The 23,962-nt window shown below is 56.6% G+C and carries 22 protein-coding genes; 7 read left to right on the top strand and 15 right to left on the bottom strand.

The window, feature by feature from the left end; genetic code table 11:
- Positions 1-131 precede the first annotated feature (131 nt).
- Positions 132-350, top strand: a complete 219-nt coding sequence (locus RQI55_RS21635) for a hypothetical protein (protein WP_311273756.1) — start codon at positions 132-134, stop codon at positions 348-350.
- 425 nt (positions 351-775) lie between these two features.
- On the opposite strand, the gene RQI55_RS21630 is transcribed toward RQI55_RS21635, so the two are convergent.
- From RQI55_RS21630 to RQI55_RS21590, 9 genes are all read right to left on the bottom strand, one after another.
- A complete protein-coding gene (locus tag RQI55_RS21630) occupies positions 776-1,639 on the bottom strand; it encodes an SDR family oxidoreductase (RefSeq protein WP_311273755.1) in 864 nt (287 codons plus the stop codon).
- 115 nt (positions 1,640-1,754) lie between these two features.
- Positions 1,755-2,480 (bottom strand): SDR family oxidoreductase, encoded by a 726-nt coding sequence (locus RQI55_RS21625; protein ID WP_311273754.1) that lies wholly within the window; start codon positions 2,478-2,480, stop codon positions 1,755-1,757.
- Between the two features lie 60 nt (positions 2,481-2,540).
- On the bottom strand, positions 2,541-4,157 hold the full coding sequence (locus RQI55_RS21620) for an FGGY-family carbohydrate kinase (protein ID WP_311273753.1): 1,617 nt from the start codon (positions 4,155-4,157) through the stop codon (positions 2,541-2,543).
- A 24-nt stretch (positions 4,158-4,181) separates the two neighbouring features.
- Positions 4,182-4,913 (bottom strand): SDR family oxidoreductase, encoded by a 732-nt coding sequence (locus tag RQI55_RS21615; RefSeq protein WP_243257928.1) that lies wholly within the window; start codon positions 4,911-4,913, stop codon positions 4,182-4,184.
- A gap of 38 nt (positions 4,914-4,951) precedes the next feature.
- Complete coding sequence (locus tag RQI55_RS21610) at positions 4,952-5,929, bottom strand: ABC transporter permease subunit (protein WP_311273752.1); 978 nt, start codon at positions 5,927-5,929, stop codon at positions 4,952-4,954.
- Positions 5,919-7,421, bottom strand: a complete 1,503-nt coding sequence (locus RQI55_RS21605) for a sugar ABC transporter ATP-binding protein (protein WP_311273751.1) — start codon at positions 7,419-7,421, stop codon at positions 5,919-5,921. The genes RQI55_RS21610 and RQI55_RS21605 overlap by 11 nt, the downstream gene beginning before the upstream one ends.
- 69 nt (positions 7,422-7,490) lie before the next feature.
- Positions 7,491-8,396 (bottom strand): ABC transporter substrate-binding protein, encoded by a 906-nt coding sequence (locus RQI55_RS21600; protein ID WP_192067272.1) that lies wholly within the window; start codon positions 8,394-8,396, stop codon positions 7,491-7,493.
- 97 nt (positions 8,397-8,493) lie between these two features.
- Entirely contained in the window at positions 8,494-9,375 is an 882-nt protein-coding gene (locus tag RQI55_RS21595) for an AraC family transcriptional regulator (RefSeq protein ID WP_311273750.1), read from the bottom strand.
- Between the two features lie 430 nt (positions 9,376-9,805).
- Complete coding sequence (locus RQI55_RS21590) at positions 9,806-10,243, bottom strand: Lrp/AsnC family transcriptional regulator (RefSeq protein ID WP_311273749.1); 438 nt, start codon at positions 10,241-10,243, stop codon at positions 9,806-9,808.
- A gap of 126 nt (positions 10,244-10,369) precedes the next feature.
- Here RQI55_RS21590 and rocF point away from each other — a divergent pair, with 126 nt between their 5' ends.
- Both rocF and RQI55_RS21580 read left to right on the top strand, forming a co-directional pair.
- Positions 10,370-11,290, top strand: coding sequence for an arginase (rocF, locus tag RQI55_RS21585; RefSeq protein WP_243257934.1), 921 nt, complete (start codon positions 10,370-10,372; stop codon positions 11,288-11,290).
- 13 nt (positions 11,291-11,303) lie between these two features.
- Positions 11,304-12,365 (top strand): ornithine cyclodeaminase, encoded by a 1,062-nt coding sequence (locus RQI55_RS21580; protein ID WP_311273748.1) that lies wholly within the window; start codon positions 11,304-11,306, stop codon positions 12,363-12,365.
- Here RQI55_RS21580 and RQI55_RS21575 read toward each other — a convergent pair.
- On the bottom strand, positions 12,360-13,244 hold the full coding sequence (locus RQI55_RS21575; protein WP_311273747.1) for a DMT family transporter: 885 nt from the start codon (positions 13,242-13,244) through the stop codon (positions 12,360-12,362). The genes RQI55_RS21580 and RQI55_RS21575 overlap by 6 nt on opposite strands.
- 229 nt (positions 13,245-13,473) lie before the next feature.
- Between RQI55_RS21575 and RQI55_RS21570 the strand changes: the two genes are divergently transcribed.
- The 3 genes from RQI55_RS21570 (at position 13,474) to RQI55_RS21560 (ending at position 16,936) form a co-directional block, all read left to right on the top strand.
- Positions 13,474-14,622 carry a mandelate racemase family protein gene (locus RQI55_RS21570; RefSeq protein ID WP_311273746.1) on the top strand — a complete coding sequence of 383 codons (1,149 nt, stop codon included), beginning with the start codon at positions 13,474-13,476 and terminating at the stop codon, positions 14,620-14,622.
- Between the two features lie 8 nt (positions 14,623-14,630).
- A complete protein-coding gene (locus tag RQI55_RS21565) occupies positions 14,631-15,257 on the top strand; it encodes an SGNH/GDSL hydrolase family protein (protein WP_311273745.1) in 627 nt (208 codons plus the stop codon).
- An 80-nt stretch (positions 15,258-15,337) separates the two neighbouring features.
- On the top strand, positions 15,338-16,936 hold the full coding sequence (locus RQI55_RS21560) for an ABC transporter substrate-binding protein (protein ID WP_311273744.1): 1,599 nt from the start codon (positions 15,338-15,340) through the stop codon (positions 16,934-16,936).
- A gap of 56 nt (positions 16,937-16,992) precedes the next feature.
- Here the strand turns inward: RQI55_RS21560 and RQI55_RS21555 are convergent, their stop codons facing one another.
- The 5 genes from RQI55_RS21555 to RQI55_RS21535 form a co-directional block, all read right to left on the bottom strand.
- Positions 16,993-17,820, bottom strand: a complete 828-nt coding sequence (locus RQI55_RS21555) for a sugar phosphate isomerase/epimerase family protein (RefSeq protein WP_311273743.1) — start codon at positions 17,818-17,820, stop codon at positions 16,993-16,995.
- Positions 17,817-19,247, bottom strand: a complete 1,431-nt coding sequence (locus tag RQI55_RS21550; RefSeq protein ID WP_311273742.1) for a mandelate racemase — start codon at positions 19,245-19,247, stop codon at positions 17,817-17,819. The genes RQI55_RS21555 and RQI55_RS21550 overlap by 4 nt, the downstream gene beginning before the upstream one ends.
- Position 19,248: 1 nt before the next feature.
- On the bottom strand, positions 19,249-20,412 hold the full coding sequence (locus RQI55_RS21545) for a dihydrodipicolinate synthase family protein (RefSeq protein ID WP_311273741.1): 1,164 nt from the start codon (positions 20,410-20,412) through the stop codon (positions 19,249-19,251).
- Positions 20,413-20,422: 10 nt separating this feature from the next.
- Positions 20,423-21,565 (bottom strand): Gfo/Idh/MocA family oxidoreductase, encoded by a 1,143-nt coding sequence (locus RQI55_RS21540; protein ID WP_311273740.1) that lies wholly within the window; start codon positions 21,563-21,565, stop codon positions 20,423-20,425.
- Positions 21,566-21,812: 247 nt separating this feature from the next.
- Positions 21,813-22,517 (bottom strand): TetR/AcrR family transcriptional regulator, encoded by a 705-nt coding sequence (locus RQI55_RS21535; protein ID WP_409233759.1) that lies wholly within the window; start codon positions 22,515-22,517, stop codon positions 21,813-21,815.
- Positions 22,518-22,638: 121 nt separating this feature from the next.
- Between RQI55_RS21535 and RQI55_RS21530 the strand changes: the two genes are divergently transcribed.
- Positions 22,639-23,928: an ABC transporter substrate-binding protein gene (locus tag RQI55_RS21530; RefSeq protein WP_243257943.1), complete on the top strand. Its 1,290-nt coding sequence runs from the start codon at positions 22,639-22,641 to the stop codon at positions 23,926-23,928.
- Positions 23,929-23,962: the final 34 nt, after the last annotated feature.

Below are 23,962 nucleotides of genomic sequence, written 5' to 3'. Positions count from 1 at the left end.
TGAAGACGAATTCCTCGTCTGCGGCAAAGTTGCTTCCGTCTTGCAGAGTGAACTTTTCTTCTTCGCCGGCCTGCGACGTTATCTGCACGTTGAGACTTAAACACGCATTTGAGTCCGCAAAGGCCACTTGCGTGTTTGCTGCTATCGCCAGAATCGCCAACGTCAAAAGATGCAACCAACGACGTGCCGGGATTTTTACGCACATAAAAAATGCTGACAACAAGGCAAGACAACGAGATGCAAAAGACATGCGTTTGGCCTATTTAGCGGTGGCGAACATGGGCATTCGCCGCAATATTGAAGGGTCTGCATCATTGGTTTTTGCAATGATGAGGAGAAATGTTAGGTGATTTGCTTTTACCTTAGGATGTAAATTAATTTGCATCCAGCACACCCATGAATCAACGCAGGGTAGCATCAACAATTTCGCCCCGCCGTGTCTCGGATCTGCAACAATCCGCGCGAAATATCATCAAAATTACTGGGAATTCGGTATCCGAAATGATACTTTGATGATGCCAGCTTCGCTGGCGAAGCGACGCTATCGCATAGCCTGATTGGTCACCAATTTTGGGCATCGGTGGGTCGCTTAAATGGTATTGGCCCGCCCCATCAATGGGGCAGGCTTGCTTTTATCCGCTTCACCTCGCGTTTTCCAGACGAGGCCGATGCAGGAAATGAGCTTTGAGTACTTCCTGAATCTATAATGAAAGCAGTGGCTTCTGGTTGATACAGGCTTTTCTATAGGAAAAACGGAAAGCTCTTTGTTCTTTCGTTAGATCATGATCTCGCCGCCGGTTACCGGAATGACAGCGCCGGTCATGTAGCTACCCAGATTGGATGCCAGCAGAACATAGGCGCCAGCAAGCTCAGCCGGCTGTCCGGCGCGCTCCATCAGCGTATTTGCGCCAAATTTTGCCGTTTTTTCCGCCGGCATGGTGGATGGGATGAGCGGCGTCCAGATCGGTCCCGGAGCCACTGCGTTCACGCGAATACCCTTGTCTGCAACCATAGCCGCGAGACCAGCGGTAAAATTAGAGATTGCACCTTTCGTGGAGGCATAGGCGAGCAGATTGGGGGAGGGCTGACGCGACTGGATCGACGTCGTGTTGATGATCGCGCTGCCTGCTCTCATCAAGGGCACTGCTGCCTTGGCAAGGAAAAAGGGAGCATAGATATTGGTGCGGTATGTCTCATCCCATTCTTCGGCAGTGATATCCTCAATCGAGGCATAGGTGCGCTGGAAGGCCGCATTGTTCACGAGAATATCAATGGCACCGAGCTTTTCGACGGCTTCGGCAACGAGCGATTTGCAGTGTGCTTCAGACTTAATGTCGCCAGGAACGAGGATCGCCTTGCGGCCAGCTTCTTCAATCCACTTGGCTGTATCTTCGGCGTCCTCATGCTCATTCAGGTAAGACACCAGAACGTTGGCGCCTTCGCGGGCAAATGCAATGGCAACGGCTTTGCCGATGCCTGAGTCCGCGCCTGTAATCAAAGCGACCTTGCCTGCGAGGAGCCCGTTACCACGATATGACTCTTCACCGTGATCGGGCTTCGGGCTCATTTGCGCGGTTGTGCCGGGTGGCTCCTGCTTCTGGTCAGCGTAGGGCGGTGTTGGGTAATTTGTGTCGGCCATGATATGTCCAATCTGTTGCTTGCGGGAAATGGATTCCCTTCGCTAACAACTGGTGGCCTGATCTGTTCCCCGAAAACCGTCCCTTCCGCTGTCCTGCTACACCACATCAAGGTGGTTAAACCGCAAGAAAGCCGCCATCCACAGGCAGCATAGCGCCAGAGATCATTTTACTGTCATCCGACAAAAGCAGGGCAATGCTTTGCGCCACTTCCTCGGCTTCAGCAAAGCGGTTGAGAGGGTGGCGAACCATCATGGGGGCGCTTTTTTCAGCATCGCTCCAGGCCGCTGTGGCCAGTTCTGTGAGAGTTATCGTCGGTGCGACGGCATTGACCCGGATGCCGTGCGGGCCAAGTTCCTTGGCGAGAACACGGGTTGCGCCTTCCAGTCCGGCCTTTGAAGCTGCATAGCAGAGATGATCCTGAAAACCGCGATGCCCCGCAATGGAGGTGATGTTGACGATGGCGCCACCACCACCGGCGGCGATGCGTGCGCGTGCGAATTCCTGCGATGTAATGAGTGCTGCGCGTAGATTGATGGCGAGGACCGCCTCATAGCCATCTTCGGTCATATCCAGGACGCTTTCGAGAACGTTCGTTCCGGCACTGTTGATCAGGTAATCACAGGTTCCTGCTTCCTGCATTGCGGAACGTGCGCTGGCAGCATCTGCAAGATCCACGCGGATGGAGCGCCCGCCAATCTCTGCTCGCAACGCGTCGAGATCGGATTGGGTGCGGCTGAGAGCCACGACCTCTGCGCCACGCTCAGCCATCAAAAGCGCGCAGGCGCGCCCGATGCCTTTGCCCGCGCCTGTGATGATGACGGATTTTCCTGAGAATTGCATGATAGCCTCATATGTCTGGCGTGGAGCCGATGATGGTGATGCGAAATGCCGCCTTTGCGGTCAGGCTATTTCGTCCATGGAATGGCGGATCTGGCGTGCCACTGTCTGGAGCGACATGAAGGCCGCGTAACGTGTGTCATGCAAAGCTGCGACTGTCTGATCCGGATCACAGCGCATCGCCACACGCGACATTGCGGGCATCGCGGTTTGAAGATCGTCGTAAAGCCCTGCCGCGACAGATGCGAGGATGGCAGAACCCAGCAGAACCGGCTCTTCGCATTCGGTGATTTCGACCGGGTAGCCGGTTGTATCTGCTAGCAATTGACGTGTGAGCGGGTGAGAGCCTGCACCGCCGCTGACGCTGATGGTTGATATCGGCGCGCCATGCGTCGCCTGTGTCTCGATGATCTGCCGCAGCCCGTATCCCAGGCTGCATATCCCTGCGATATAAAGCGCAATAAGCGACTCCGGGCCGGTTTCCATTCCCTGCCCCATGATGACGGCGCGGGCATGGGGATCTGCAAAGGGCGCACGATTGCCCAGAAACTCAGGCACGACATGGAGATGATCTGCAAGGCGAACTGCTTTTGCTGATGTCGAAGCGTGCTCCAGCGCCTGGTCTGCAAGCCACTGCGGCAGTGATTTTCCGGCGGTGGCGGCAAGCTGCGCTGCCTGCTCGGTCGATGGGTGCAGTTGCACCAGTTGGTCAATAGCCGCTCCGGCGGCCGACTGGCCACCTTCGTTCAGCCATGCACCCGGCACCATGGCAGAATAGTATGGACCCCATACGCCAGGCACGAACACCGGCTTTTCCGTTGTCGTCATGGTGCAGGATGACGTGCCGAAAACGTAACCAAGGCAGTTTCGTGCGTCTCCACCGGCTGCAACCGTACCGACACCACCAGCATGGGCATCGATCAAACCGGCAGCGACGGCGGTGCCAGCCAGCAAACCCATGGCTTGCGCTGCCAACGCAGTCAGGCCGGTTCCGAGAGCAGTTCCCGGCTCGACAACGCTTTGGCCGATCCTCGGAAAATTCTGATCGGCCAGATCACCCAGCCCGATCTGGCGGAAATAATCAGCGTCCCACCGCGCCTCATGCGCGAGATAGGTCCACTTGCAGGTTACGGTGCAACTGGAACGATCCAATGCGCCGGTGGCTTTCCAGGTCAGAAAATCTGCCAGATCGAAGAAATGCTCTGCGCGCGCGTAGATCTCCGGTCTGTTTTCCTTCAGCCAGAGCAGTTTCGGCGTCTGCATTTCCGGAGAGATGCGACCGCCCACATATTTCAGAACGTCATGTCCCTGTTTGTTGATGCGGTCAGCCTGTTCGACCGCGCGGTGATCCATCCACACGATGATATCCCGTTCAGGGTGGGCGGGATCACCCACGGGCAAGGTCTCTTCGCCAGCGCCACGCACAACGAGTGAACAGGTCGCGTCAAAACCGATGCCTGCCACATGGGCGGGGTCTATACCCGCGTGCGAAACGCTTTCGCGCACGGCTTCGCAAACGGCATACCAAACCTGCTCACTGCATTGCTCGACAATGCCGCCATCTTCGCGATGCATGGAGATGGGCCGCTTCGCGACGGCCAGCAGCTGACCTGAGGTATCAAAGACACCCGCTCGCGCAGAGCCGGTTCCAACATCAACGCCGATCAGATACTGAGCCATCTATTTTCTCCTGCCTGCCTTGTCTTAAACGCGGTCGAAGCTTGTCGGCAAGACCAGCATGTCACGGATGGTGACGGTGCGTTTGCGTGTCAGCATGTAGACGATGGCGTCAGCCACCTCGCTCGGGTCAATCAAGGCACCGGCCTCTTTTGCCTTGCGCAGGTTTTCTTCAGGCCAATCTGCCAGAAGCGCTGATACGACGGGGCCGGGCGATACCTGACCAACACGCACGCCGTGCGGGATCATCTGGCGGCGCATTGTCTGGACAAAGCAGGTGATGGCCCATTTTGATGCTGCGTAAACCGGCTCCCAATAGGTTGGATAGTGGCCCGCGATGGAGCATGTGACGATGATATCGCCGGTTTTGCGCTCGCTCATATGGGGAACAACGGCATGCACGTTTTTCATGACTGCGTTGACGTTGAGGTTGAGCATCTTGTCGATGGCTTCGGGGTTGGTTTCCGTGAGGTCGCCGCCGATATAGGTCCCGGCATTGCAATACAGGATGTCGATATGGTCGACCTTCTGCAGGATTTCAGGGATCATCGCATTGCAGCTATCCGCATCCAAAAGGTTTGTAACCTGCGGAATGGCCTTTTCGCCCAATTTTGCGGCCAGTTCACCCAGAGCTTTTTCATTCCAGTCCACCATCACAACGGTGGCACCCTGCTCCAGCAATGCTTCGGTGGTTGCGAGGCCAATTCCCGATGCCGCTCCGGTGATGACGGCGATCTTGCCTTGTAGTGATTGAGACATGGTATTCTCCTATTATTTTGAAAAAAAGGTCAATGATTTCAGCGCCATTCGCGCCCGATATAGATGGCCAGCAAGATGATGCCCCCCTTGATCACATCTTGCAGATACGGGTTGATGCCCATGAGATTGAGCCCGTTATTGAGAATGCCGAGCAGGATCGCGCCGATCAGAGTGCCAAGGATGAGGCCGCGTCCGCCTGCAATCGCTGTGCCACCAAGGACCACGGCTGCAATGGCATCCAGTTCGAAACCCACACCGGCATTGGGCTGACCGCTCATCAAACGGCCGATGAGAATGATGGCTGCGAGAGCCGATGTGAAACCGGCAATGCCGTAGACGGCGAGTTTTACCCGCTGCGTCTTCACGCCGGAAAGGCGGGCGGCGTTTTCGTTGCCACCCAGTGCGTAGACATGGCGACCGAAGGCGGTGCGCTGGAGAAGCACCCAGGCGAGAGCATATGTCACCACCATGATGATGACAGGCACAGGTACAAAACCTGCGCGACCGACGCCGAACCACGAAATCCAGCTCGGAATACCGCTGATCGGATAGCCACCCGAATAGATCAGCCCCAGCCCGCGCGCCATGCCCATGGTTGCCAGTGTGACGATAATGGCTGGCATCTTGCCCCAGGCGACGAGCGCGCCATTCAGCAGACCGATTGCGATGCCGATGGAGAGGCCAATTCCCAGCGCCGCGATGGCTGGAATGCCCATTTTCACCATCATGCCCGCACACAGCGTGCCGACAAGGGCCATGACCGCTCCGACAGAAAGATCGATGCCGCCGGTGAGGATCACAAAGGTCATGCCGACCGCGAGGATGCCGACGATGGACACCTGGCGCAGGACGTTCATGATATTGTTCAGGGTGAAGAAATTATCGCTCGCCAGCCCCATGATGATGGAGACAACAATGAGCCCGACAAGGGGCAGAGCGAGAGGCGTTTGCAGCAAGCGTCCAAGGGTCAGGCCGTTGGATCTCGTTGCTGCGTCGGCGTTTGCATCAGGCAACATGTTCAACTCTCCCGGTGGTCGCATGGGTCATGATTGTTTCGGAATTCACAAGGTCACCCTCGACCGTCGCCACGATGCCGCCTGAGCGGAAGACGCAGACCCGGTCGGACATGCCGATGATTTCTGGCAGTTCGGATGAGATCATGATGATCGAGTAGCCCTGTTCGGTGAACTGGCGCATCAGGGCATAGATTTCAGCTTTGGCACCCACATCGATGCCACGGGTTGGCTCATCGAAGATCAGCACCCGCATATCGTGGTTCAGCCACCTGGCAATGACGACCTTCTGCTGGTTGCCGCCGGACAGGGTATCGACCCGGGCGTCTGGGCCTTGGGCCTTGACGCGGACCTGATCCATGGCGTCCTGGGTATCGCGGCGTTCTTTTTTCAGATCGATGAACCAGTGGTTCTTGCGATACTTCTTGTAGTTATTGAGCGAGATGTTCTGGAGGATGGAAAAGCTGGTGATCAGACCCTCATCCTTGCGGCTTTCCGGCAGCAGGCCGACGCCGCTGGCGAGGCCATCATCGGGGCCGGAAAAACGCTTTTCGATGCCGTCCATCTTGAGCTTGCGGCGTGCGAAAGAATGCGCGCCTAGCATGGCGAGCACAGTCTCCGTCCGCCCCGAGCCGACGAGACCGGCAAAGCCCAGTATCTCGCCTTTTCTCAAGGCGAACCGCGAGATCGGGCCGCCCTTCTTGAGTTGCAGCTCTTCCAATTCGATCACGATGGGCGCGCTGCTTGTCGTTCCCGTTTTGGGTGGGAAATTATTCTCTATCCGACGTCCCACCATCATCTCGACGAGACGGTCATTGTCCACATCGGACACGAGGCAGGATGCGATGAATTCTCCGTCGCGAAGCACGGTGATGCGGTCGCAGATTTCAAAGATTTCTTCCAGATGGTGGGAGATGAAAATGATCGCGACGCCCTGACTGCGCAAAGTGCGCATCACATTGAACAGGTGTTCGGTCTCTGATGGTGTCAGCGTTGCCGTCGGCTCATCCAAGACCAGAATACGGGCATTGAGGGAGAGTGCCTTGGCAATCTCGACAAACTGCTGCTCTGCGACAGACAGGCGGTGCACCGGCACATCAAGAGGCACATCGACCGCCAGTTGGCGCATGATTTCGGCTGCGCGAATGCGCATGGCTTTTCTGTCCAGAAGGCCGATTGGCCCTCGCAACTCTCTGGCGAGGAACATGTTTTCGACAGCATTGAGATAGGGTATCAGGCTGAATTCCTGAAAGACGATGCCTATCCCAGCCGCGATGGCCTCGTCGTAATTGGCGAATTGATGCTCTTTTCCTTCAATCAGGATCGCGCCGTCCGTCGGCTTTATGATGCCGCAGAGAATTTTCATCAGCGTGGATTTGCCAGCGCCGTTTTCGCCAAGAAGTGCGTGAACTTCTCCTGCGCGCGCTGTCAGATCGACGCCACGCAGGACTTCGATCTGGCCAAAGCTTTTTCTGATCCCTTTGAGTTCAAGCATTCTGCCCTCCTCGGTCGTTGAAAAATCCTGCACCCAAATTGCCGTGGGTGCAGGCTTGGCTGTGGCTTGTTACCAGCTGAAGTCAGCGGCGTTCTTGCTGTCTACAACGCGCACGTCGATCGGAACTTCCTTCGGCACGACAACGGCACCCCACTTCTGGGCAAGCGCCATGGCAAGGCCAACGCGAACCTGGTCACGCGGGAATTGGGCTGTTGTCTCGATGAAGTTGGTGCCATCGGCAATGGCCTTCACTGCTTCAGGCGCACCATCGACCGAGGTCAGCTTGATATCCCGACCGGAACCCTGAATGGCGGCAAGTGCACCCATGGCCCCGCCATCATTCACCGAGAAGATACCGGCGAGTTTCGGATGCGACTGGATCATGTTTTCAACGACGCCGAGCGCGACTGAGCGATCCTGCCGACCATTCTGGGTGTCGACCAGCTTGATTTCCTTGAACTCACCAAGAGCTGCCTTGCAGCCCTCGACGCGCTGGAGGATCGGCACAACGGGAATGCCGTCCAGAATGGCAACTTCACCCTTGCCGCCGAGGGCTTCGCCTAGATGCTTACAGGAGAGGTATCCAGCATCGCGGTTCTTGGAGCCGACGAAAGTATCGACCGGGCCATTGGCGTTGGCATCGATGGCAACGACGATGACGCCTGCGGCCTTAGCAGCGTGAACGGCGGCTTCGATGCCGGCGGAATCCGTTGGGTTCAACAGCAGGATATCAATTTTCTGCTGAAGCATGTCTTCGACATCGGAAACCTGCTTTGCAACATCATGAGCCGCGTCGGTCACGATCACGTCTGCGCCGATGCTGGCTGCGGCCTCTTTCAAGGCTTCTTGCATCGAGACGAAGTAAGGATTGTTCAATTCCTGGAATGTCATTCCAATCTTGAGTTTTTCCTGGGCGAGTGCGGGTGTGATGCACAAAGCCAGTGCGGCGGTGGCCGAAAGAAGCATCTTTTTCATCTAGGTTCCTCCCTTATGGATGAATGCAGGCATAGCTGCGCGTTTCCAGACAGCAGACCGCTGCCCGAATGGTTTAAAGTCAGATTGTCAGGCTCGATCAGTCCGCCATCATGAACGCCTTTTGCGCCGTGAATGTCGTACGGAACTGCGATGGAGACATTCCCTTCAACTTCAGGAAATGCCTGTTGAAATTGGACAGGTTCGAAAACCCCACTTCATAGCAAACCTCTGCGACATTGACGTCGAGGTCCGCCAAAAGCATCTTGCAGGCGAGGTCGATGCGCATCTGGTTGCGGTAGCGCACCAGCGTCGTGCCGGTGTGGCGCTTGAAGGCCCGCGAAAACGTGCTCGGGCTTTGGCCGAACATTTCTGCAAGCTCGCTCTCTTCGACCTGATCGGTCAGGTTCTCGCGCAAGTGAGACAAGGCGCGGTTGATCCCGCTGTCTTCCGTGCTTGTCAGATCAAGTTGGAAGCTGAGGCTTGCAAGCACCTCGTGATCCCCCGCCGCGAGACGGTCGAGAATTTCCCAGAACAGGGCAAGGCGTTTCAGGCCCTGCGCTTCCAGCAGTTTTTCGATGAGAGGGCGCACGGTCGCGCTGGTTGCATCGTCAAAAAGTAATCCACGACGGCTGCGATCCAGAAGCGGGCGCACCGCTTCCATCTCCGGCATGGATGCGCAGGCACCTTCGATGAAGGCGTCGGGAAACTGGATGACAAGCGAACGGGCCGGGACGATCTCGCCCTCCTCAATATCGCTGATCCAGTTCTGTGGAAGGTTGGGGCCTGTCATGATGAGCTGACCCGGGCTGAATGTGCCGACGAAATCGCCGAGATAAAACGTGCCGGATGTCGCCACCACGAGGTGGATTTCATATTCGGGATGGTAATGCCAGCGCACCGTGCGGAACGGGTAGCCATGCGTCCAGGCTGCGAAAGACTCGCCCTTGCGGATATGGACCAGTTCAAGATCGGGTTGCATAGATACTCTCTCCCTCAAACGCTACATCCCCTTAAGGGCTGGCCATTGGCTCCTCTCCAACTGACCTCGAACGTTGGCCGGAGCATCCAGTGTTCAGCCCGATCATTCCACATCATTGCGGAGAAATTGCTGATACTTTTTTGTCGTCACGGCATGGGGTGCTGTATGAGATCATACTTGTACAGGAAGGAGACTTCACAAGTTTGGCATATTTTCGCGCCGCAGCGCAGCAAATTGGCGCTGATCCGAACAATTAAGCCAAAGGTTGAGGTTTTATGCGATGATCGCGCCCGCTGGTAGCGCTTTCAACCCTTATACTTTTCAGGCATCCTGGCGTCTCTATGGTATCGGTTAAATGAGTGAATCCAGTACCATAAGTTGATAGAGCCAAAGACCGTAAGAGAGGCCGAGGGGAACGCTTATGGCTTTGCTACAGCCGCGCCTTGGTCGAGCGTGAGGTGGACAGAAGAAGGCTGGTTTCGCTGCCGGTAATGCCCAGTACCAGACGGATGCGGCGCAGTATGGAATCGAAATCGGCGAGCGTCGGCGCGCTCAGTTCAACGATCAGGTCCCATCTGCCGTTTGTCGAGTGTATCTCGGATATTTCAGGGAAGCCGCCAAGGGCACGGATCACTCTGTCGGTCACATGCCCCTCGATCTCGATCATCATGATGCCGCGCACGGTTGCCGCTGCCGCATCGGCCCGCAGAACGACGGTGTAGCCGACAATCGTGCCGTTCGCCTCCAGCCGTTCTATGCGTGCCCGTACCGTGGCGCGGGATGTCTCTGTTTCCAGCGCGAGGTCGGAGATGCTGCGTCGCCCGTTGTGACGCAGAAGCGTTATCAGTTTCGTGTCCAGTTGATCCATTGTGCCACTTTGCAAACTCGATTGACCGAATTGGTAGGAAGTGAAATCAGTTTTGCCAATATGCATTGTTCATATTGCCATCGTCAAATGGTTCAATTTCATGAGTTCAAAGCGAGGGAGACGCTCATGGAATGCAGGTTGATCGGGGTACCCTTGCAGATCGGTGCCGGACATCTGGGGTGCGAGATGGGACCAAGCGCGCTGCGCATAGCGGGTCTGAAAACTGCATTGGAAGATCTTGGCCATGGCGTGGTTGACCTGGGCAACATCACGCCCGCACCGCTTCGTGAGTTTGCCCATCCCAACAGCGCCGTTCATCACCTGTCTGAGACGGTTGCCTGGACCGAGGCGCTCACGGAAATCGCCTATCGCGAAAGCGAAAACGCGATGCCGATATTTCTGGGCGGCGATCATGCCATTTCAGCGGGCAGCGTGACTGGCGTTGCCCGGCGTGCCGCAGAGGTGGGCAGGCCACTCTTCGTCCTGTGGCTGGACGCCCACACGGATTATCACACCTTGGAAACCACCCGCAGCGGAAACCTCCACGGAACCCCGGTGGCATATTACAGCGGGCGCGAAGGCTTTGAAGGTTACTTCCCCAAAGTTACGCATCCCGTTAGTCCAGACAACATCTGCATGATCGGCATTCGCAGTGTCGACCCGGCTGAAAGCGCCGCACTCGGTGAAACCGGTGTGACCATTTACGACATGCGCATGATCGATGAGCACGGCGTCGGCGTGTTGTTGCGCTCGTTTTTGCAGAGAGTTGAGGCGGCGAATGGTCTGCTTCATGTCAGCCTCGATGTTGATTTCCTCGATCCATCGATTGCGCCTGCGGTGGGCACGACGGTGCCGGGAGGTGCCACGTTCCGTGAAGCGCATCTGGTGATGGAAATGCTCTGCGACAGCGGCCTGGTTTCGAGCCTCGATCTTGTCGAGCTCAACCCGTTTCTGGATGAGCGGGGCCGCACTGCGCGTCTGATGGTGGATCTGACCGCAAGCCTGATGGGCAAGCGTGTTCTGGACCGACCGACGAGAGCTGGCTGAGGAGGGCTGGATCATGGTATTACCGAACCTCAATATCGTCCCCTTCATCAGTGTCGATAACATGATGAAGCTGGTCCTGAACGTGGGCATCGATACATTTATGTCCGAACTCGCCGATACGCTGGAAGAGGATTTCAGACGCTGGGAGCAGTTCGACAAGACGCCGCGTATCGCCTCCCATTCCATGGAAGGTGTCATCGAGTTGATGCCAACCAGCGATGGCCAACTTTACGGGTTCAAATACGTCAACGGACATCCCAAGAATACCAAGCAAGGCCGCCAGACCGTTACGGCATTCGGTGTCTTGTCTGATGTTGGCAACGGCTATCCGATGCTGATTTCTGAAATGACGATTTTGACAGCCCTGCGGACTGCCGCTACATCGGCACTTGCTGCCAAATACCTTGCGCGCAAAAACGCACGATCAATGGCCATCATCGGCAATGGTGCGCAGAGCGAGTTTCAGGCGCGCGCCTTTAAGGCAATCATGGGTGTCGACCATCTCAGGCTTTATGATGTGGATATGGAGGCGAGCCTCAAATGCCAGCGCAATCTTCAGGGCTCCGGCTTTACGATGACGATTTGCGAGAGTGCGGAAGATGCGGTCGAAGGCGCCGATATCATCACGACCGTTACCGCTGACAAGCAATATGCGACCATCTTGACGGACAATATGGTTGGCCCCGGCGTTCACATCAATGCGGTGGGCGGTGATTGTCCCGGCAAGACGGAATTGCATAGGGATATTCTGCTTCGCTCAGGAATTTTCGTGGAGTACCCTCCGCAAACCCGCATCGAGGGCGAAATTCAGCAGTTGCCTGCGGATTACCCTGTCACGGAGCTTTGGGAAGTGATTGCAGGCGGCAAACCTGGGCGCGAGGGCGACGGACAGATCACCCTCTTCGACAGCGTGGGCTTTGCAATCGAAGACTTCTCGGCCCTGCGCTATGTCAGGTCCAAACTCGCCTCCACAGGGTTTTTCGACGAGCTGGACCTGCTGGCAGACCCGGATGAGCCGAAAGATCTGTTCGGCATGCTGTTGCGCTGTGAGGCCAAAGCCAGCCATTCCCTATAGCGACAGTCTCTTGTTCCTGCGGGCAACCATTTGTTCCCGCCAGATTGTGAAGAGGCCGGCTGCGATGACTATGACTGCGCCCACAATCATGTGGGCGTTCAACACCTCTCCGTAGAGGCTCACGCCCATGATGGAGACCAGCACGAGCTGGTAATAGGAAAAAGGCTGCACGGTCGCGGCATCGGCCAGCTCGAAGGCTTTGATGAGCAGGTAGTGCCCGCTCATGCCTGTTATGCACAGGGCCAGCATCCAGACCCAATCGGTTGGCGCCATCGTAACCCAGTAAAACGGGCCGATAAGTGTCAGCGCCAATGCGCCTGGCACGCCGGTGTAGAAGAAGCTTGTCATGGCCGTGTCAGTGCGGCTGGCAAGGCGTGTCAACACGCTGTAAAGCGCGGACAGCAATGCGGCAGCAAAGGTTATCAGCAAAGCCGGGTCAAAACCGCTCTCATCCGGTTTGAGGATGATGAGCACGCCGAGAAAACCAACCAGAATGGCCGACCATCGCCTCCAGCCGACCTGTTCACCCAGGATCGGGACAGACAATGCCGCGACAAAGAGAGGGGCTGCCGCGAAAATGGAGTGGGTATGCGCCAGCCCCACGATGGAAAACGAGAAGATCGCGAGAACAATCTGCACCGCAAGCAAAACACCGCGACTGGATTGAAGCCAGAAACGCTGAGTGGTGGCCGTTTTGCGAAGCCCTGCTTGCGACCTCAGCGCGAGGATGATGACGAAGATCGCGAAAGCCCAATAGCGCAGCATGGCGACGAGGACGGGCGGATAGGCCGAGCCGAGGTGCTTTGAAATGCCATCCTGTGCGGCAAAGATGGTGAAGGCCGCAAGCGCGTATAAATAACCGGCAGATTGGGAGGGCATTAAAGGCTCTATGTTTGTGCAGGTGACTGCTGGAAAGACGCAAGCGTTACTAAAGTTTCGCTCAAGACACAAACGCGCAAGGCAACGGATCGATCCTTTCGCGGATTGCTGGCTGCTGCCCTCATGCGAAAAAGACAACATGTCATACATGTTTGACAAATAGTTGCATATCTGTCTAATAGGATGCATATATAGTGTCGGTGGCCGCCGGGCTGCAGAGGGAGGACAGATGATTATTACCGACGTGGACGTGCGGGTGTTCAAAACCACTACGCGTCGCCATTCCGATAGTGCCGGCCACGCGCATCCGGGTCCGGCGCATCAGGTTGAGCAGGCCATGCTGACAATCCGCACGGAAGATGGTCAGGAAGGGCATTCCTTTACCGCACCGGAAATTGTTCGCCCCCATCTCATCGAGAAATTTGTCAAAAAGGTTCTTATCGGCGCCGATCACCGCGATCGCGAACGACTGTGGCAAGACCTCGCGCATTGGCAAAGGGGATCTGCTGCGCAATTGACTGACCGCACGCTGGCTGTTGTTGACTGCGCCCTGTGGGATCTGGCCGGTCGTTCGCTTAACCAACCTGTATACAAGTTGATCGGTGGCTATCGCGATAAGGTGCTCGCTTATGGCTCGATCATGTGCGGGGATGAGCTTGAAGGCGGCCTTGCGACCCCTGAGGACTACGGTCGCTTTGCTGAAACGCTGGTACAGCGCGGCTATAAAGGCATCAAGCTGCACACCTGGATGCCACCTGTCAGTTGGGCGCCGGATGTCAAGATGGATCTCAAGGCCTGTTCTGCCGTTCGCGAAGCGGTGGGTCCCGATATCCACCTGATGATCGATGCCTTCCATTGGTATTCCCGCACGGATGCGCTGGCTTTGGGGCGTGGTCTCGAAAAGCTGGATTTCGATTGGATTGAGGAGCCGATGGATGAGCAGTCCATGTCATCCTACAAATGGCTGGCGGATAATCTCGATATTCCGGTCGTCGGACCTGAAAGTGCGGCTGGGAAGCACTGGCACCGGGCGGAATGGTTGAAGGCGGGTGCCTGCGATATTTTGAGAACAGGCGTCAATGATGTTGGTGGCATTACACCTGCGCTGAAAACCATGCACCTTGCGGAAGCCTTTGGCGTGGAGTGTGAAGTGCATGGCAACACGGCCATGAACTTGCACGTGGTGGCCGCGACCAAGAATTGCCGCTGGTATGAGCGCGGGCTGCTGCATCCTTTCCTCGAATATGATGATGGCTTCGATTATCTAAAATCCCTGTCCGACCCGATGGACGCAGATGGCTACGTGCATGTGCCTGATCGTCCGGGTCTGGGAGAGGACATCGATTTCAGCTTCATCGAAAACAATCGCGTCCGGTGAGGCCAGAGATGAAGACGATCCTTGCCTTCGGCGATAGCCTGACCTGGGGTGCAGACCCGGCGACCGGATTGCGCCATCCGCGTGAGTTCCGCTGGCCGGAAGTGCTGGAAGCGGGTCTTGAAGGCAAGGCGCGTGTCATTGCCGAGGGGCTTGGCGGGCGAACGACCTGTTACGATGACCATGCTGGACCTGCCTGCCGAAATGGCGCCAAGGCGCTGGAGGTATCGCTTGCTTCCCACATGCCGCTTGACCTCGTCATCATCATGCTGGGGACGAATGATCTCAAGCCCGTGCATGGAGGCGTGGCCGAAACGGCTGTTTCAGGGGTGCGACGTCTGGCGCAGATCGTCGACACATTTCCCTACAAGCCTCGGTCATTCCGACCGAGCCTGTTGATTGTCGCGCCGCCTGCCTGCGTGGCGGGGCCGACGGGTGCGCCCGCCGCAGGTCGGCGGATCGCAGAGTCTCAGCGCCTGTCGCCCCTCTACGAAAAGCTGGCGGAAGAGGTGAATTGTGCATTCTTTGATGCCGGCACCGTTGCCAGCGCGTCATCCATCGATGGCGTACACCTGGAGGGTGAGGCGACCGCCGATATTGGACGTGCGCTGGTGGCGCCCGTTTTAGCCATTCTTTAATTGATCAGCGTCGTCGCAGAGGAGTGCCGATCTGGTCTTGAGTCAATGCCGTCATGGATGAGCGGCCAATGGGAGGAAAGATGAGACATTTCTTTGCAACAGTAGCGGTGGGTGCTTTGTTGATCGGCGCCATACCGCTTGATGCTTTCGCCGAAACGCCGAAAGACCAGTTGGTGGTCGCGACCACGATGAGCAATATTCTGACGCTCGATCCCGCAGCGATTACCGGACGCGAGACCGTGCAGGTCTTGAACAATGTTTACGACACGCTGGTGACACTTTCGGATAAGGATAGAAGCATTCAGCCCCGCCTAGCAGAGCGTTGGGAGGTTGCTGAAGACCGCAAATCCATCACCTTCCATCTGCGAAAAGATGCCAGCTTCGCATCCGGCAATCCGGTGACGACGAAGGATGTGGTGTGGAGCCTGAAGCGCCTCCTCGTCCGCAATCTGGCCCAGTCGTCCTTCTTGAAGACCCGCGGCTATAAGGTCGAGCAGGCGGACACGCTTTTTGTGGCCAAGGATGAGCAGACCTTCGTTCTCAATCTGCCAAAGCCGGATGATCCAAATCTGCTTCTGATGATCCTTGGGCAGAATGGTCCCGGCACCGTCATCGATAGCAAGACAGCGATGGAGCATGAAAAAGACGGCGATATGGGTGCCGCATGGCTGACGCTGAATTCGGCGGGCTCCGGTCCTTTCAAGCTCGGTCAGTGGAAGTCCAACGAATTCATCATCCTGACCCGCAACGATGATTTCTGGGGCGAAAAGCCTGCGATGAAGCGCGTCCTGATGCGCCATCTGCCGGAATCCCAGTCGCAGCGCCTGATGCTCGAAAAAGGTGACATCGATGTTGCCTATTCCTTGCAGGCGCCGGACCTGACCTCGCTTCAGGCAGACAAGGAAATTGCCATCGAATCCACGCCCGGTTCAGGCTTTTACTATCTCGGCGTTTCGATGAAAGACGAGCGTTTTGCCAACAAGAAGGTCCGCGAGGCGCTACGTTATCTGATCGATTACGAGGGGCTGGATAAGGCGGTCATGCCATTCTATGGCAAGTTGCACCAGCGCCCCATCAGCACAGGCGTTCTCGGCTCGCTGCCGGACCAGGGCTTCAAGCTCGATATTCCCAAGGCAAAGGCGTTGCTGGCAGAGGCGGGTTATCCCGAAGGTTTCAAAACCACTTTGCGCGTTCTATCCGAAGATCCGTTCATGAAGGCCGCGACGGCAATCCAGAACACCTTGGCGCAGGCGGGCATTCAGGCCGAGCTGATCAGCGGTTCCGGCGACCAGATTTATGGCGCGATGCGCGAACGTAAATTCGAGCTTCTGGTCGGTCGTGGCGGCGGTGGTCAGCAACCGCACCCGGACAACAATCTGCGCTCCCTTGCCTATAATCCCAACAATGCCGATGAGGCCAAGCTCACCAACTACCAGAGCTGGCGCACGAGTTTCTTCGATGAGAAGCTGAACGCGATGATCGAGGCTGCTCTGGTGGAGCGCGACCCCGCCAAGCAGGCCAAGGCCTATGAAGATATCCAAGCCTATATGAATGACGCGGTTCTCTCGATTCAGCCGTTTTCCGAGGTGGTGGATACAGCGGCCTATCGCAGTGATGTCAAGGGCATGATCGTCAGCCCTTGGTATTCCCGTTTTGAAGGCGTCAGCAAGGAACGCTGATCGGCATGTGCGTCATCCCCTGCGGTCGCGGGGGATGACGTTGTAACGCGGATGCTTCAGGCCTGACACACTGAAACGTATCGCTCGACCACCGTCGAGAGCACCTCGTCAACGGGCCGGGCGTTCCAATTGTAGGAGAAAATTTCCACCTCTTGCGGGCCGAAGAACCCGGCCTGCTCAATCATGCGGCGAAAGCCCTTGAGATCGATGACGCCGTCGCCCATCATGCCACGATCATTGAGAGGATCGGTGGTTGGCACCAGCCAGTCGCAAATGTGGTGCGCAAGGATTTGGCCGTTGCGGCCAGCGCGTGCCACCTGCTCGGCAAGCTCCGGGTCCCACCACACGTGGTAGACATCAATGGCAACACCTGTGCCAGCGCCTAATCTTTCGCAGAGATCGAGCGATTGTTTCAGCGTGTTGAAGCAGGCGCGGTCGGCGGCATAGAATGGATGAAGCGGCTCTATGGCGAGCGGAATGCCAGCTTGCCTCGCATAGGGCAAAAGCTCTGCCATGCCGTCTTCCACCATCTGTCGCGCGCCCGCGATGTCCTTGGAACCTGCGGGCAATCCGCCGACAACAAGAACAAGGCAATCAGCCTTGAGAGCTGCTGCTTCATCGACGGCGCGTTTGTTGTCGTCAATAGCGTCTCGGCGCCCTTTTGCATCCGTTGCCGGGAAAAAGCCACCTCGGCAAAGGCCACTCAGGCTGATGCCGTTTTGCTCAACGATGCGCGCTGCTTCCGCAAGGCCCACGCCGTGGACCTGATCTCTCCAGGGTGAAATGGTGGTAATGCCATGGGCAAGGCAGGCGTCCACCAAGGTGCCGAACGCGCCGCCCTGTTTGATAGTGGCGAAATTGATTGAAAGACCTTCAAGATTCATATGGTCTTCTCCCCCGATTGAAGCGTTTGGAATGTTGCCTTTGCGGCGGATTGCGCAACGCCGAGGCCCTTGGCGGCAAGCACTGTTTCCAGACAAAGCTCACCCTTTGTAATGTGCAGACGCGCGCGTCCGGCATGATCTGCGTAGAGATCACCGTGCGCGCAAAGCCATGCGGCATTTTCGGTGTCCGAGGCCCCCTGCATGCCATCGACATAATGGTGTCCATTGCGCTCGATATGGCCAAGGCCGATCAGCGCCGCCAGCGCCAGATCCTGCTGCACCGCGATGCCGGCTTGCGTCGTCAAATCTTCCGCCGACATGAAATAGCCACCCGCCGTTTCTGCGTTCCATTGTTCCATGCGCATTCTGTTGAGAAGAGAGCGGTAGAAACCCTTGCAGGATTTTGAGGATACGCCGAGATAACCTTGTGCCTTGGCCTCAAGAAACGCATCCTTGGTGCCATCAGACTCGTCGATCTCAAGCGCAACGCGCCCTGCCAACATCTTGACTGGTTTGGACAGTGCCACGGTTCGAATGACCGGCTGCTCGATGAAAAGAAGCGATTGACGCAATCGCTGAAGGGTCGGTTCCGCTGCGATGCGGTCCATCAGTTCGATGACTGCTGCCTCATCCGCAAACTGCTCGTTCCCATCCAATGTGACCTGATAGTCTGGCAAACTGTCAAGAACACTAGCGATCTGGATCAGGCGCTGTGTGTCTTCCACGGGCCTGCCGGATAGTTTCAGTTTGAAATAGCGGATGCCATAGGTCCCGATTTCTTCGCTCAGGCATTCCGGCAAGCCATCATTGTGGCGGGCGGAGTTGATGTCTGCCGGCGTCAACGCATCGACATAGCCCACCGTGTGGCGAAGATGCATCATTTTCTGCGGCTGCAACCGGCTGAGGAAGCCCTTAACATCGAAGCCAGCGATATCAGGCGTTGTCGATGTATCGATATCGGGCAGATTGATGCGGATGGCATCCGCAATCGCCAGATCGTGCAAACGGCAGAGGCCATCAAGGACAGCGCGGTCTACCAGCGCCAGGCCGAAGGAAGCAATCAAACCGTTCAGACCTTCCGCCGATGCCTGCTCATGCTGCTGTGGCTCAAGCGCGGCATGAAGGCTGAAGGCGGTGGCGGGTGCTGCCTCTTTCGCAAGCTGTGCCGCTATATGCACGGAGCGGCGCAATTGCTGCTCATTGTCGGCGTTGCTGAGGTCGACGTTCTTGTCGAACCATTTCGGCACCATCAACTCGGCGGCATATCCCGTGGCCGTTTTCCCGCCTTCATCCTCTATGATGACGGACAGGAATATCTGCGCCGCCTCCGTGACCGTTGCTGCGCCAAAGCGAAAGGGCATGCGCATGCTGAGACGCCGCTCAAAGATTGCGACGTCCTTGACCTTCAAAACGGGTGCGCTGGCCATCTCAATGCACGCCCCTGACGGCCAGCAGATTTTTCATGCGTCTCGTCGCATCATCCGGGTCTGCCAAAACATTGGCCTTGTCTGCCAGGCGGAAAAGCTCGGCGAGATGCTGCGTGGAGCGCGTGCTTTCCTGCCCGCCGATCATGGTGAAATGGTCCTGCAGGCCGTTCAGATAGGCCAGAAACACAACACCTGTCTTATAGAAGCGGGTAGGGGCTTTGAAGATGTGGCGGGACAGTGCGACGGTCGGTTCTAGAACCTTGTAGAAATCGGTTGTGTCGCCCTGCTTTAAACTCGCCAGAGCCTTGGATGCGGCAGGCGCAATCGCGTCGAAAATGCCGAGCAACGCATCGGAATGGCCGTGCTCATCACCTGCTATCAGTTCGGCGTAGTTGAAGTCATCACCTGTGTACATGCGCACACCTGCTGGCAGGCGGCGGCGCATGGCGATTTCTTTTTCTTTGGAAAGAAGCGAAATCTTGATGCCATCGATCTTGTCGGCGTTTGCGGCCAACATATCAAGGCAGGTATCCATGGCCGCCATATGGTCGCTTGCGCCCCAATAGCCTTCAAGCGCCGGATCAAACATTTCACCGAGCCAGTGAATGATGACCTTTTCACTGGCATGGGCCAGAACACGGGCATATGTTTCCAGATAGTCATCTGACGATGTTGCATTGGAGGCAAGTGCACGACTAGCCATCAAGATGACGCGCCCGCCTTTACCCTGAACAAAATCCAATTGTTCCAGATAGGCGTCAACGATCTGGTTGAGGCTGTACTGCGTGCCGGTCAGATGATCCGTTCCAACGCCGCAGGCAATCAGCGCATCCTTGCGGGTCGCAGCTTCTTTCAGCGATCGGGAAACGAGTTCCTGAGCCTGCGGCCAGCCAAGCCCCATGCCGCGCTGCGCTGTATCCATGGCTTCCGCTACGCCAAGGCCCATATCCCAAAGGCGATGGCGAAAGCGTAAGGTTCCCTCCCAATCGATAGCAGGTGTCAGCCACGGGTCATTGTCTGCGAAAGGGTCGGCCACGACATGGGCGGCGGCATAGGCCACGCGGTTGAAATCAGCGGCGCTGCGTTTTTCCAGCGCAATCGGTGTGCCGGTCAGCGTGTAAGTTTCGATTGAGCGGTCGTCGCGCGGTAATTTGAGGTCAGTCATGTCAGCCTCCTCAAACGATTGCGGGAACGTCGAGCCAGCGGCGCTCCTTCCAGGATTTCAGGCCAAGCTCGGCCAGCTGCACGCCCTTGACACCCTCCATCAACCCGTAAGGCCAAGGCGCATCCTCGGCCAGATGGCGAACGAACATTTCCCACTGCGCCTTGAAGCCGTTATCGTAAACCACATTGTCTGGCACTTCCTGCCAGGTCTTGTAGAAATCGATTGTTTGCGGCTGGTCTGGGTTCCAGACCGGCTTTGGCGTGTTGGTGCGATGTTGCGTCCAGCATTTTGTGAGGCCAGCAACTGCCGAGCCGTGGGTGCCATCAACCTGGAATGTGACCAGATCATCACGACGAACGCGCACCGCCCAGGATGAGTTGATATGGGCAATCACGCCGCCTTCCAGCTCGAACGTGGCATAAGCGGCGTCATCCGCATCCGCAACATAAGCGTTACCTTGCTCATCGAAGCGTTGGGGAATGTGGGTCGCACCAAGGCAGCTCACGGCTTTGACCTCGCCAAAAAGATTGTCGAGCACATAACGCCAGTGGCAGAGCATATCGAGGATAATGCCGCCGCCATCCTTCTGGCGATAGTTCCAGGATGGACGCTGGGCTGGCTGCCAGTCGCCTTCGAAAACCCAATAGCCAAACTCACCGCGCACGGACAGAATTTTACCGAAGAAGCCGCTGTCGCGGAGCATGGCAAGCTTGCGAAGACCGGGCAAAAACAGCTTGTCCTGAACCACCCCGTGCTTGATGCCAGCGCTTTCCGCCAGTCTAGCGACGGCAAGTGCCTCATCCATGTTGTCGGAAATCGGCTTTTCGCAATAGACATTCTTGCCAGCCTTGACGGCCTTGGTCAGCAGGCTGCCTCGCATCTGCGTCGTGCCTGCATCGAAAAACAATGTATCATCGGGGTTTGCGAGCGCGGAATCGATGTCCGTCGTCCAGCGCGCCACATTGTGTTTGCGGGCAATCTCTTCGATTTTCGAGCCATTGCGACCCACAAGGATGGGGTCCAGCATGACCTTTTCGCCGCTCTTCAATGTCACGCCACCCTGGTCGCGAATAGCAAGAACGGAGCGAACGAGGTGCTGATTATATCCCATACGGCCGGTAATGCCGTGCATGATGACGCCGATACGCTGCATGAAATTTTCCTCCCAAGGCGCCTCACTCCCGTTAAGGCGCAATCTTCCGTTTTCGAAAATTTGTAACCAGTTGGTTATTTGTGATTGGGAAACGGTATTTCTGTCAAGAAGATTTTCGTGCGAAAAATCACGGCTTAAATCATCCGAGCGGCTGGCCTGATGGCTGCCAGCACCTTCTACCTCATCCCTATTTCGCACTTGCGAAGTATGGAGCGTTTGTTCTTGCTTGGAAAATTTGGCTGGCCGTTCAAAATGGCCGCAGTGCAGCAATGACGGTGTTGACGATATGCTGTCCCCAGCGCTCCAGCTCCGCAGGCGCTGCCAGATCGCGCTGGAAGATCGTGGACAGCGTGAAACGATTGGACAGGTAGAAAAAGCCGAGTGAGGCAATTGTCAGATAGACATCAACCGGGTCCAGACCAGCGCGAAAATCGCCGGTCTTTTCGCCACGCAGCAGCACGTCCTTCAGCTCCGAAATGAAATTGGAATGCATTTCAGGAATGCTGGTGGATTGGCGCAAGTATCTGGCCTGATTAAGATTTTCCGTTGCCAGAATGCTCAGAAATTCCGGATGGTCGAGAAAATAATGCCAGGTAAAGAGGGCAAGCTCGCGCAGGCCATCAACCGGCTGTTTGCGCGCAAGGTCCAGCCGGTGCTCGGCATTGCGAATGTGTTGATAGGCGTCTTCGAGCACCGCCAGATAGAGCGCGTCCTTGTCACCGAAATAGTGGTAGATCATGCGTTTGTTGGTGCCAGCACGTCTGGCGACGACGTCAATCCGCGCACCTGCCAAACCCTTGGCGGCAACCTCACGGCGGGCTGCTTCAAGAATGGCTGCACGGGTGCGTTCCGGGTTTCGTGATTGAACGGCCGGTTTTCGTGTGGTCACACGCTTCTTCTTTTCCGCCGCGTCGATCACGTTTTCTGAACTAATTTTTTTGGCTTTATCCATTTTTAGTGACCGCTTGACAACGCTGTTGAACAGTGATCCCATGTAACCAGATAGTTATAAAACGGCAAGCGCTGTTTATCAGCATCATTTAATTTGGCATTCAATTAGGGAGGAGTTGCCAATGTCCATGATGATTCAAAGACGTGCGGTTTTGACTGCGGGTCTGGCGGCACTGTCGCTCGCGACAGTGGGTGGGGGATCTGCATTTGCGCAGGCGGCGCGTATTCGCCTGCTCTGGTGGGGATCGCAGGAGCGTGCAGACCGCACGAACAAGGCGATAGCCGCCTTCAAACAGGTCAAACCCGATCTCGATATCGCCGGTGAGTTTGCGGGCTGGTCGGACTACTGGCCGCGCCTTGCCACGCAGGTCGCCGGTCGCAATGCGCCTGACCTCATTCAGATGGATTACCGCTATATTTTCGAATATGCGCGGCGCGGTGCTCTGGCGCCGCTCGATGACTATCTCGGCAAGGGTTTGAAGATCGACGATTTCGGTGCGCCGAATATTGATTCAGGTCGCGTCGATGGCAAGCTTTACGGCATCAATCTCGGTGTGAATTCAAGCGCGGTGTTTTTTGATGCCGCCGGCTGGGAGAAAACTGGTGCCAAGCCGCCGTCAGCGGGGCAAACCTGGGAAGAGTTTGCAAAGAATGCAGTCGAGTTCGGCAAAAACAAGCCCAAGCCCGGCTACTATGCCACGGCTGATGCGAGTGGCGTTGAGCCAAGCTTTGAAAACTGGCTGAGACAGAACAAGAAATCGCTGTTCAGCGAAGAGGGCGGCATTGGCTATAATGCAAAGGATGCGACGCAGTGGTTTGCGATGTGGGCCGATATGCGTGAGGCCGGTGCCTGCGTTCCTGCCGATATTCAGGCGCTCGACCAGTTGAACATTGAAAGCAATCCGCTGACAACTGGCAAGGCCGCAACGGCTTTTGCGCATTCCAACCAGTTCGTTGGATATCAAACGGTCAACAAGGCGAAATTGTCGATTACATCATACCCGAAGGTTTCCAAGGATACGCCGTCAGGCCATTACCTCAAACCTTCCATGTTGATGAGTGTGGCCAATGGCAGCGCTGGCATTGCCGCAGCGGTTGATTTCGTCAACTTCCTAGTGGCCGTGCCTGAAGGTGTTGATATTCTGGGCGTCGAGCGTGGTGTTCCAGCCTCTGCATCCATGCGCGAGCAACTGAGCCCGAAGCTCAACGATGTCAGCAAGGCGATGGTGGAGTATATCGCCGAAGTCACACCGAATGTTGGGCCGCTGCCGCCAGCACCGCCTCCGGGCGCTGGTGAGTTTGCCTTCGTTCTCAAGCGCACCTCGGAAGAGGTCGCGTTCGGCAAGATAACGCCGGAGCAGGGCGGGGAGAAGCTCGTCAAGGAAGCGGAAACCGTTATCAAGCGGAAGTAAACACTCATGACGTTCCAATCTGATACGATCCAGA

It is taken from the genome of Rhizobium sp. WCS2018Hpa-16 (assembly GCF_031843705.1).
GTDB classification, from domain to species: domain Bacteria; phylum Pseudomonadota; class Alphaproteobacteria; order Rhizobiales; family Rhizobiaceae; genus Agrobacterium; species Agrobacterium tumefaciens_C.
This window is presented reverse-complemented; position numbering and strand designations above follow the sequence as displayed.

Bases quoted from the DNA above. Each gene is read 5' to 3' on its own strand.
- RQI55_RS21610 (WP_311273752.1), bottom strand. From the start codon at position 5,929: ATGTTGCCTGATGCAAACGCCGACGCAGCAACGAGATCCAACGGCCTG.
- RQI55_RS21590 (WP_311273749.1), bottom strand. From the start codon at position 10,243: ATGGATCAACTGGACACGAAACTGATAACGCTTCTGCGTCACAACGGG.
- RQI55_RS21570 (WP_311273746.1), top strand. From the start codon at position 13,474: ATGATTATTACCGACGTGGACGTGCGGGTGTTCAAAACCACTACGCGT.
- RQI55_RS21600 (WP_192067272.1), bottom strand. From the start codon at position 8,396: ATGAAAAAGATGCTTCTTTCGGCCACCGCCGCACTGGCTTTGTGCATC.
- RQI55_RS21595 (WP_311273750.1), bottom strand. From the start codon at position 9,375: ATGCAACCCGATCTTGAACTGGTCCATATCCGCAAGGGCGAGTCTTTC.
- RQI55_RS21615 (WP_243257928.1), bottom strand. From the start codon at position 4,913: ATGTCTCAATCACTACAAGGCAAGATCGCCGTCATCACCGGAGCGGCA.
- RQI55_RS21535 (WP_409233759.1), bottom strand. From the start codon at position 22,517: ATGGATAAAGCCAAAAAAATTAGTTCAGAAAACGTGATCGACGCGGCG.
- RQI55_RS21545 (WP_311273741.1), bottom strand. From the start codon at position 20,412: ATGACTGACCTCAAATTACCGCGCGACGACCGCTCAATCGAAACTTAC.
- RQI55_RS21625 (WP_311273754.1), bottom strand. From the start codon at position 2,480: ATGCAATTCTCAGGAAAATCCGTCATCATCACAGGCGCGGGCAAAGGC.
- RQI55_RS21605 (WP_311273751.1), bottom strand. From the start codon at position 7,421: ATGCTTGAACTCAAAGGGATCAGAAAAAGCTTTGGCCAGATCGAAGTC.
- RQI55_RS21575 (WP_311273747.1), bottom strand. From the start codon at position 13,244: ATGCCCTCCCAATCTGCCGGTTATTTATACGCGCTTGCGGCCTTCACC.
- rocF (WP_243257934.1), top strand. From the start codon at position 10,370: ATGGAATGCAGGTTGATCGGGGTACCCTTGCAGATCGGTGCCGGACAT.
- RQI55_RS21630 (WP_311273755.1), bottom strand. From the start codon at position 1,639: ATGGCCGACACAAATTACCCAACACCGCCCTACGCTGACCAGAAGCAG.
- RQI55_RS21620 (WP_311273753.1), bottom strand. From the start codon at position 4,157: ATGGCTCAGTATCTGATCGGCGTTGATGTTGGAACCGGCTCTGCGCGA.
- RQI55_RS21555 (WP_311273743.1), bottom strand. From the start codon at position 17,820: ATGAATCTTGAAGGTCTTTCAATCAATTTCGCCACTATCAAACAGGGC.
- RQI55_RS21550 (WP_311273742.1), bottom strand. From the start codon at position 19,247: ATGGCCAGCGCACCCGTTTTGAAGGTCAAGGACGTCGCAATCTTTGAG.
- RQI55_RS21540 (WP_311273740.1), bottom strand. From the start codon at position 21,565: ATGCAGCGTATCGGCGTCATCATGCACGGCATTACCGGCCGTATGGGA.
- RQI55_RS21530 (WP_243257943.1), top strand. From the start codon at position 22,639: ATGTCCATGATGATTCAAAGACGTGCGGTTTTGACTGCGGGTCTGGCG.
- RQI55_RS21565 (WP_311273745.1), top strand. From the start codon at position 14,631: ATGAAGACGATCCTTGCCTTCGGCGATAGCCTGACCTGGGGTGCAGAC.
- RQI55_RS21560 (WP_311273744.1), top strand. From the start codon at position 15,338: ATGAGACATTTCTTTGCAACAGTAGCGGTGGGTGCTTTGTTGATCGGC.
- RQI55_RS21580 (WP_311273748.1), top strand. From the start codon at position 11,304: ATGGTATTACCGAACCTCAATATCGTCCCCTTCATCAGTGTCGATAAC.